This window comes from Mesobacillus sp. (assembly GCF_057785455.1).
Window position 1 is genome coordinate 165,243 of record NZ_JBYNSB010000035.1, and the last position, 9,210, is coordinate 174,452.

The following is a 9,210-nucleotide window of genomic DNA, read 5'->3' on the forward strand; positions in this document are numbered from 1 at the left end:
AAAAAACCCTTAATGGTATGAAGTTTCTTATTTTGGTTAGAGGGTAAATAGGGGCTGTTGATTTCCATTCCAGACGCTTCGCTTTCCGCGGGGCTGGCGCTGAGCCTCCTCGTCGCTTTGCTCCTGCGGGGTAAAATGGCCCCTTCTTTCCGGGCCATTTCTACCGGGGTCTCACCTGTCCAGCTGCGCCAGCAGGACTCTGAAAAGCTTCCTCGAATGGGCCCACGCACGATGGAAATGCGTTAGCATTTTCGGAGGAGTCTACGCGTCTTCCATTCCAATCAACAGAGCTTCCTAACATAGTGTGATAGAACCAAATACATATAAAAAGAAGTATAGAAGAAGATTGAGGAAAGCTAACCAAATCCCGAAAGTGGCTACTATGTAATGGCAGAAAGGACAAAGCAGCTTGCATATTCGTTTTATCCGGTATCCAATCAAAATGGATTTGTCCTTCATTTCGCTGCCTTATATTTGCAGAAAATTGCCAACTGGTCATACAGTATTCCCATTTCAGACTATAGATGAGGCAGGGACTGGTCTATTTTTAATCAACAATACAAATAAAACTGCAAAAGTGCAAAAAAGGGGCTTGGAATGAAATCATTCCAAGCCCTTTTTTTACATACTATGAAGCAGGGAATTCCCCTGCTTCTTTCCTAAATCTTATTGATTAAGGTCATATCTTTTTCCTTTTACTAGGTAAAAGACGTGTTCTGCAATATTTGTTACGTGGTCTGCTGCTCTCTCCAGGTAGCGGCTGATGAATGACAGCTGTGTGATTTGCGCAAGCTGTTCCGGTTTGCTTTGCGCCAGCGTCAATAATTCCTTAATTGTCTGACCATATAGATCATCAACCTGATCATCCATCTGGGCGACCTGTTTTGCTTTACCAAGATCCTCTTCATTGAAAGCTTCAAGGGAAAGCTTTAGCATCTCCACGGAAAGCTGATGCATCTGCTTAATGTGCTCTATAGGTTTTACTAGAGGTTCATTCCCTATTCGGATAGTAGATTTAGCGATATTGACAGCAAAATCCGCCATCCTTTCAATATCTGTGGCGATTTTGATTGCCACGATCAGTCTTCTTAGGTCTACAGCAACAGGCTGCTGCTTGGCGATTAGCAGGATTGCGAAATCATTTATTTCTTCTTCAAGAATATTGGCATCTGCATCATCTTCCAAAATTTTTAGTGCCAGTTCAATATCCTTATTTTCTAATGCAGTTAATGAATCATTTAGTGCATTCACTGCAAAATTGCCAAGCTCGAGCAATTTTTGCTGCAATGTTTTTAAATCTTCTTCAAATTTTCCTCTAACGACCATCTAATCCTCATCCTTCCAACTGAATTGTATGAAATAATCAACCGAAACGTCCAGTAATATAATCTTCTGTCCTCTTGTCAGAAGGATTGGAGAAAATCTTATCGGTATCAGCAAATTCAATGACTTCCCCATTCAGGAAGAATGCAGTCTTATCAGAGATACGAGCTGCCTGCTGCATATTGTGAGTAACAATGATGATGCTGAAATCCTTCTTCAGTTCCTGTACAAGTTCCTCAACCTTCAATGTTGAAATTGGGTCCAGCGCGGATGTTGGCTCATCCATCAGGATGACATCCGGCTCAATGGCAAGGGCACGTGCAATACAGATACGCTGCTGCTGTCCGCCAGAAAGACCATATGCGTTCTGGTTCAGACGATCTTTGACCTCATCCCAGATCGCTGCTCCCCTTAAGCTTTTTTCAACAATTTCATCCAGCACTTTTTTGTCACGGATACCATGGATTTTTGGTCCGTAAGCAATATTTTCATAAATTGATTTTGGGAAAGGATTAGGTTTTTGGAAGACCATTCCTACGCTTGTTCTTAAATCCTCCACCTGGTAAGATTTTTCCAGGATATTGCGGCCCCGATAGAGTATTTCACCAGAAATCTTAACTGTCGGCACCAATTCAACCATTCGGTTCAGGGTTTTGATATAGGTTGATTTACCACAGCCCGACGGTCCGATGATAGCTGTTACTTCATTCTCATTGATCGCTAAATTAATATTTTTCAAAGCAAGGCCTTCACCATACCAGAGATTAAGATCCTTTGTATCATAAACGACTTTTTTATTGTCCTTTGTACCACCATTATTTACGTTTGAAATTGAAGTTGAATTCGTTTTATCTGTAACCAACGCCATTTGTTAAAACCTCCTGGACTAGTATCTCTTTTGGAATTTATTTCGAATCAGGATAGCTATTGAGTTCATGATAAACAAAACTAGCAATAGAATTACGATTGTTGCTGCGGCAAGATTTGCATATTCAGCGACAAGAGCAGAGTCAATGGTCCAATAATAGATCTGTACCGGCAAAATCGTAAATTTGTCAAAAATCCCATCTGGAACAGGAATTAACAAAGCGGGTATACCGATTACAACTAGAGGTGCCGTTTCTCCGATCGCACGGGATAATGCAAGGATTACACCTGTCAGAATCCCAGGTATTGCAGCTGGAAGGACAACGTTTTTAATTGTCTGCCATTTTGTTGCTCCCATTCCATATGAAGCTTCGCGTAAAAATTGCGGTACTGCACGGATCGCTTCCTGACTTGCCACCACAACTACCGGAAGGACAAGCAATGCCATTGTCAAGCCCCCTGCGAGGACGACAGAGCCTAAATCAAGTGCTCTCGCGAAAACAGTTAATCCAAGGATACCAAATACAACTGAAGGTACACCGGCAAGGTTCGAGATATTTGTTTTTATAAATGAAGAAATACGGCCTTTTTTCGCATATTCCTCAAGATAAATTGCTGTCCCAATGCCAAGGATCATCGTAACAGGAGCCACAACAAGCATGAGCCAAAACGTTCCCATAATTGCTCCCCAGATTCCGGCTCTTTCTGGATTCGTAGATAATTTGTTAGTCAGGAAATCGATATTGATCCAAGGCAGCCCATCGGATAATACACGATAAATAAGTACCACTAGTACCACTAGGCCAAACAAAGTCGCCAGCAGGAAGAGACCTTTAGCGAGATTATTCGCTAATAATCTAGAGCCCATTTTTTTCTGGACTTGATTTGCATCTACATACTTCATTTTAATATTCCTCCCTGAACTTGCGAGAGATGTACTGAGCAACAAGGTTCATGATCAATGTGAAAACAAACAAAGTCATCGCGACAGCATACAAGCTGTAATATAACGTTGTGCCAGCGGCCGCTTCCCCGCCGGTTACTTCAACAATATAAGCAGTCATTGTCTGCATTGATTGCGTAACATCAAAAGTGAAATTTTTTGAGCTTCCGCTTGCAATCGCCACAATCATCGTTTCACCAATTGCCCTGGATATACCAAGTACAAACGAGGCGATTATACCTGAAATTGCTGCAGGAATGACTACCTTCCATGTCACTTCAAGCTTTGTTGCTCCAAGTGCCAGAGCACCTTCTCTCATTGCATTCGGAACAGAGCTCATCGCATCCTCAGATAAGGAGGCAACCATCGGGATTATCATGATTCCCATGACAAGTCCCGGGCTCAAGATATTTGTCGGCTCCAGTCCAGGAATAAATGACCGTAATAACGGAGTTACAAAGGTAAAGGCAAAGAACCCATAAACGATAGTAGGAATCCCTGCAAGAACTTCAAGTATCGGTTTCAAAACTCTTCGGGCTTTTTCTGAGGCATACTCACTTAAGTATATGGCTGTCATAAGGCCGATCGGAATCGCTACAAGCATCGCAATTACTGTAGAAATGAGTGTTCCAGTCAGCAATGGCAGAACTCCGAAGACGGCATTTTCCCCTAAAGGCTTTAACTTTGTTCCTGTAAAGAAATCAATTATTGAAACGTCTTTAAAAAAGGCGATTGTTTCCGTTAATAATGTAAGTACAATTCCGATAGTTGTTAATACAGAGATTGCTGCTATGCCGAATAAAATCTTCGGTATTAATTTTTCAGTAGTGTTATTAATGCTTTTTGTCTTCTTTTTTTCCTGAATCATTTCACGTACGTTCAGTTTATTACCGCTATTGTGAACAACGCTTTTTGCCACGCGAATAACCCCTTTCATCCTTCTCATCCAAGGAAGAACTTTTCCTTATAGTACCCCAGGGAAAAAATAATAATAGTAACACACGCAAGAAGATGAGAAGGTTTGACCTCTCATCTCCTTGTGGTTAAAGGTTTACTTCTTCAAGCCATTCAATGTATCAAGGGTTGCCTTCACATCCGCATCGGATAGCGGAGCGAATCCAGTTTCCTTAGCAACATCCTGGGCATTGTTCATTGTATAGATTGCATAATCCAGAACCTGCGGCTTTTCTTTAGCCTGATTCACGTTCAGGTAAGTAAATACTGGACGAGTGAATGGAGCGTAATCGCCATCTTCTTTGATTGTATCTAATGACGGTTCCACAGGGCCGTTACCAAAGTCCACTTTAACAGCAGAAATCTTGTCTTTGTTGCTTTCATAATATCCATAACCGAAGAACCCAATTGCATTCTTATCTTTGGACACAAGGTCAACTAGAGTTGAGTAATCCTGCTGAAGGTTGATGTTTTCAGGAAGATCCTGTTCTCCAAGAATATTTTCGAACATGAACTCGTATGTTCCATGGTTTTCATTAGGTCCATAAGTCTTAATTTCTTCATCCGGGAAATCTGCACGGACATCTGACCACTTTTTCTTTCCTGCGCTAGCAAGGAAGATGTCTTTTACTTCTTGTTCAGTAAGCTCTTTAGCCCAGTCATTGTCTTTATTGATAACAATCGTAATACCGTCAAGCGCTACTTTCATTTCCTGTACTTCGATGCCAAGCTCTTCAGCTTTTGCTTTTTCCTCATCCTTAATCTGGCGGGAAGCATCATTATAGTCAGTTCCGTCTTTAGCAAGGAATTTTTTGAAGCCTGCTGATGTTCCGGAGCGGCTGACTTCAACAGATACATTTTCTTGTTCTCCCATATAGTTTTCAGCCATCATTGCCATGAACGGGTAAACAGTTCCTGAGCCATCAATTACGACACTGCCTTCAAGCTCTTCACCATTTCCGCCATCATTATCTCCACCGCCGCAAGCTGCAGTAAATACCATTACAGCTGCCAGCATTAAAAACACACTCATCTTTTTAAGACTCTTCATTCCTCAATTCCCCCTACGAGATGTGGTTGTTTTGTCCTACCTGCTTAGAATAAAACTTAACTTTTAACGCGGTTTTAACTGAATGTAAAGGTTTTGTAAATTTAGCTTTCGATTGTGTAAAGGCGGCAAAAATCAGGTATAAAAATAGGTTTGTCCGGTATCAGTTAGTATGCCCAACGCAAAAAAAAACTGCCTCAATAGAGACAGTTTTTATCAAGTTTATTGTTCAGTTTCTGATTCTATTTCTTCCAGAAGGTCTGCGCCTTCTTCCTTTTTCTCGATTTCCTGCACTGGCTGCTCAGGGTTCATATTCCCTTCTATGCGCTTCTTTTTAAGCTCAAAATAGGTATCAAGAACCCGGCGTCCGATATCATTGTTTGCGTGATGCCCCTGGCTTCCTTCATATGCCCAGGGAACCATTACTGCCAATGCGATTTCCGGATTATCATAAGGTGCATATGCAATCATGCTCAGGTTCATTACTTCAGGGGCAGATTGTCCTTCAGGAAACTCTATTGGGCCATCATAGGCTGCCTGGGCTGTACCGGTTTTGCCAGCAGGCTTATAATCAGCATTATGGAAGGAACCATAAGCTGTTCCGCCTGGTTCCTGCATAACCCTTCTGAAGCCTTCCTGCACTCTGTCAAACCATTCCGGTTTGGCATCGACTTTGTTCAGTATCACTGGTTCAATTTCTTCCAGGACAGGCCCGACTTCATTGTTCTTCATGACGGGTTCCCGGATTTCCTTCACGATTCTCGGCTGCAGACGAGTTCCGCCATTTGCAATGGTTGAAACATATTGTGCAAGCTGAATCGGTGTATATGTGTCATACTGGCCTATTGCAAAGTCAAGCAAAAGACCAGGCTTCCGTTCCATTCCTTTGAAACCTACCATCTCGTTCGGAAGGTCGATACCAGTTCTGGCCCCCAGGCCAAACTGGCTGAAGTAATTCCTCATCGTATCCCAGGCCTTGGGATCAAGCCATAATGGCTGATCATATTGATAATTCCCGTGGCCGATGTTGATGGCTGTCATGAACATGTATACGTTTGAGGATACCTTCAATGCATTCCGGTCATCGAGTGTGCCTAATCCTGCTTTCCAGGATTTCTTCGGGTTTGTCCCGGCAATTTTAACTGGAGTGTCATAGAATTGTGTCCCAGGTCTGATTGCTCCTGTATGGAAGCCGGCAAGGACAGTTGCACCCTTAACTGCAGAACCAACATTGTACGAGGTCGTGAAGTTACCGCTGGCAAAATCATTCATAACCGTTTTACCGGTCTTCTCATCCTTTCCGATCTGCTTACCCGCCAATGACAGGATTTCCCCAGTGTTCGGATCCATCATCACGACAAAAGCCCGATCCAAAAGGCGGGTCCTCGGCTCTTGTTTTGCCTTTAACAGCTCTTCTTCAATGATTTTTTCCACAGCAAGCTGTAAATCCATATCAACAGTCAAAACAAGGTCTTTCCCACGCTGTCCTTCGGTGATTACCTTTGTATCGAGTACATTGCCGGCTTTGTCGGTAACATTTTTCACCTTAGCTTTTTGCCCGTGAAGGACATCTTCATATTGCTGCTCGATATAGCTCAGGCCGACCCTGTCGTTACGGCTGTAATCTCTTGAAAGGTAATAATCAAGTTTTTCCTTTGGCAATCCCTTTTCAGAGTCACTTACCTTTCCAAGGATCGATTTCAGGGTTTTATCGTAGGTGTACTCTCTTTCCCAATCGGTAGTAGTATCGACTCCTGGCAGCATTTCCAGGTTCTCACTGACGATAGCAAACTCTTCAGGTGTAACATCTTTTTTAACAATTTGCGGTGAAAGAGCATAGCCGCTGATTAATTCACGGAAAATAGCAAGAATTTCAAGATCCTTTGGAGTCAATTCCGCTAATTCCTTCTCCGTTATCCGATCAAGCTGAAGATTATAAAGCTGCTTGTCATCCAGCTTCTTTTCATCATAAAGATCCCATTCCTCTTCCCTGATCTTTTCCTTTGCCCTCTCTTCATTTCTAAGGATCCAATAGTCTTTTTTGTCTCTGTCCCTGATTTTTTTTAAATCTTCTTTTGTATCCTTTTTAATCAATTTTGCCAGGCGCTCTGCGATCATAAGCATTTCTTTCGTTTCAGTACTCTGGCTTTTTGTATAAGTAATCGCCTTGCTAGGAATGTTATCAACGATTGTCTTCATATTCCGGTCATACATTTTTCCCCTTGGGACCGGATTGTTCACTGTAACATCCTCAGTACGCTCGATTTCACGTTTAAAATCTTCCCCGTAAACGATTTGCACAATGCCAAGCCTTAAAATCAGCATTGAAAACAATAAAAACACAGCAAAAAACAACATATTCAGCCTGAATGGCACATGCGTCTTCTTCTTTTTCTTCTTTACCAAGCCTCTCCCACCTCTTCAGTCTGGTATGTCCATACACTACCCTTTATTGTATCTAAATTTGATATTTTTTTCTATCAAGAAACATCATCTGGAAATTTTTCCTTTTACCAATCATTTTCAGCAGTACGACATTAAAAAAGCCGGGCAGAGTATACCCGGTCATGCTGGTGCTTTCAATTGAACTTTGCGGATGAAAAAATAAATCAGACTATGGCCGCTCCCCAATACGATAAGCAGGACAGGGATAATGGTTTCTTCAGCAAAAATGGAGATCGATGCCAGAAACAGCAAAATTGAAAAAATTCGGCCCAGGTTCAAGAATAACTCTCTGACTACGATATATTCAATCCGCATTTCAGCAGCCTTCCAGCCCCTGCCGATCACGTCGTATGTCATGGAGGAATATGGAACAAGGAGAAGCGGATATGCAACAGCGATCATTGCTGCATATAACAGAAGCCTGAAATAATTAGGGCTGAAGACAATCAGGAAAATCGCCAGGAACAGGATAATGCCTCCGACCAATATGGCCTTTTTCCGATATTCTTTTTTCAGCATCCTTGAAACGAAATAATAAGCCAGGAATGAGACACCAGAGTTGATCAAACCGTATGTACCCAGTGCCATTTCACTGTCAGTCGCAATAAAGACAAAGACCGAGACGATGAATACAAATACTCCTTCCCTAAGCCCCTGGAAAAAGTGAGCATTTGTAATCATTCTCCAATTCTTGTCATGCTTTCTTTCAGTAATGATGCGTTGAAACCAGTACCTCCCGTGTGCCGGCCGGCGTTTCAGAGAAAAGCTCAGGAATACCGCTACCGCGAATAATCCCAGTGACAAGCCGAATACAACAGTATATCCAGTGAATTTATCAAGCCTTGAAATGATGAATCCTGCTGCAAAAGGACCTATCATTCCGCCAACCGAACCAAGAATGCCAAGGAAGCCATTAAAAAAATCCCGCGTTTCCGGCTCAGTGATTTCAAAAGTCAGGACGTTAAATGCCAGCCAGTAAAACCCGTAGCCCATACCGAGTAAAGCTCCCAATAACAGCAGAAAATCAGATGCTCTTGTCCCCACAAGCAGCACTGTCACATAAAATAACGCCAATAAGATGACACCTATCCTGAGAACAATCACCCGATCCACTTTTTTTGCCCATCGGCCAGCAAGTATAAATGTTAATGGCTGCGCAATGACAATCGATAAATTATACAGCCCAAGATCGGCAAGCTCTCCCGATTGCTTCCATAAATATATATTTACAAAAGTATTGGAGAGGGCGATGCTTAATGAGTACAATCCTCCAATAATCAAAAGGAGCGACAAATCCTTTGTAAGTTCAATATCTCCTAATAATTTTTTTACTTTGCTCATGATCGACTCCCCTTTTCTCTTGGGTAGTTTCTAACAAAGTAAAAAGCGTTATTCAGTTTAACGAAATATGGAGGGTAATGGAAATAAAACAATTTGCTCTTGAAATCTCCTTTTAAATGGTTTATTAAAGAAGCGTTACAATAACAGACTGTTGATTTCCGTTCCAGGCGCTTCGCTTTCCTCTGAAAAATTATGAAAAAGCCCAATTGCCGGCTTTTTCAAGAGCAAATTTTTCTTGGGGCGTGCGGTGAGCCTCCTCGTCGCTTTGCTCCTGCGGGGTAAAATGGCC

7 protein-coding genes are annotated in these 9,210 nt (G+C 42.2%); all 7 read right to left on the minus strand.

Annotation, left to right across the window (positions count from 1 at the left end; genetic code table 11):
• Positions 1–666: 666 nt before the first annotated feature.
• The gene (gene phoU / locus AC3EBE_RS14705; RefSeq protein ID WP_488595787.1) at positions 667–1,326 is read right to left on the minus strand and encodes a phosphate signaling complex protein PhoU; all 660 of its coding nucleotides are present in this window, start codon (positions 1,324–1,326) and stop codon (positions 667–669) included.
• A gap of 37 nt (positions 1,327–1,363) precedes the next feature.
• On the minus strand, positions 1,364–2,191 hold the full coding sequence (gene pstB, locus AC3EBE_RS14710) for a phosphate ABC transporter ATP-binding protein PstB (RefSeq protein ID WP_488595788.1): 828 nt from the start codon (positions 2,189–2,191) through the stop codon (positions 1,364–1,366).
• 18 nt (positions 2,192–2,209) lie between these two features.
• A complete protein-coding gene (gene pstA, locus AC3EBE_RS14715; RefSeq protein WP_488595789.1) occupies positions 2,210–3,094 on the minus strand; it encodes a phosphate ABC transporter permease PstA in 885 nt (294 codons plus the stop codon).
• 1 nt (position 3,095) lies between these two features.
• Entirely contained in the window at positions 3,096–4,070 is a 975-nt protein-coding gene (pstC, locus tag AC3EBE_RS14720; protein WP_488595790.1) for a phosphate ABC transporter permease subunit PstC, read from the minus strand.
• A 114-nt stretch (positions 4,071–4,184) separates the two neighbouring features.
• Positions 4,185–5,138, minus strand: a complete 954-nt coding sequence (locus AC3EBE_RS14725) for a PstS family phosphate ABC transporter substrate-binding protein (protein WP_488595791.1) — start codon at positions 5,136–5,138, stop codon at positions 4,185–4,187.
• 219 nt (positions 5,139–5,357) lie between these two features.
• Complete coding sequence (locus tag AC3EBE_RS14730) at positions 5,358–7,493, minus strand: peptidoglycan D,D-transpeptidase FtsI family protein (RefSeq protein WP_488595802.1); 2,136 nt, start codon at positions 7,491–7,493, stop codon at positions 5,358–5,360.
• 207 nt (positions 7,494–7,700) lie between these two features.
• Positions 7,701–8,921: an MFS transporter gene (locus tag AC3EBE_RS14735; RefSeq protein WP_488595792.1), complete on the minus strand. Its 1,221-nt coding sequence runs from the start codon at positions 8,919–8,921 to the stop codon at positions 7,701–7,703.
• Positions 8,922–9,210 lie beyond the last annotated feature (289 nt).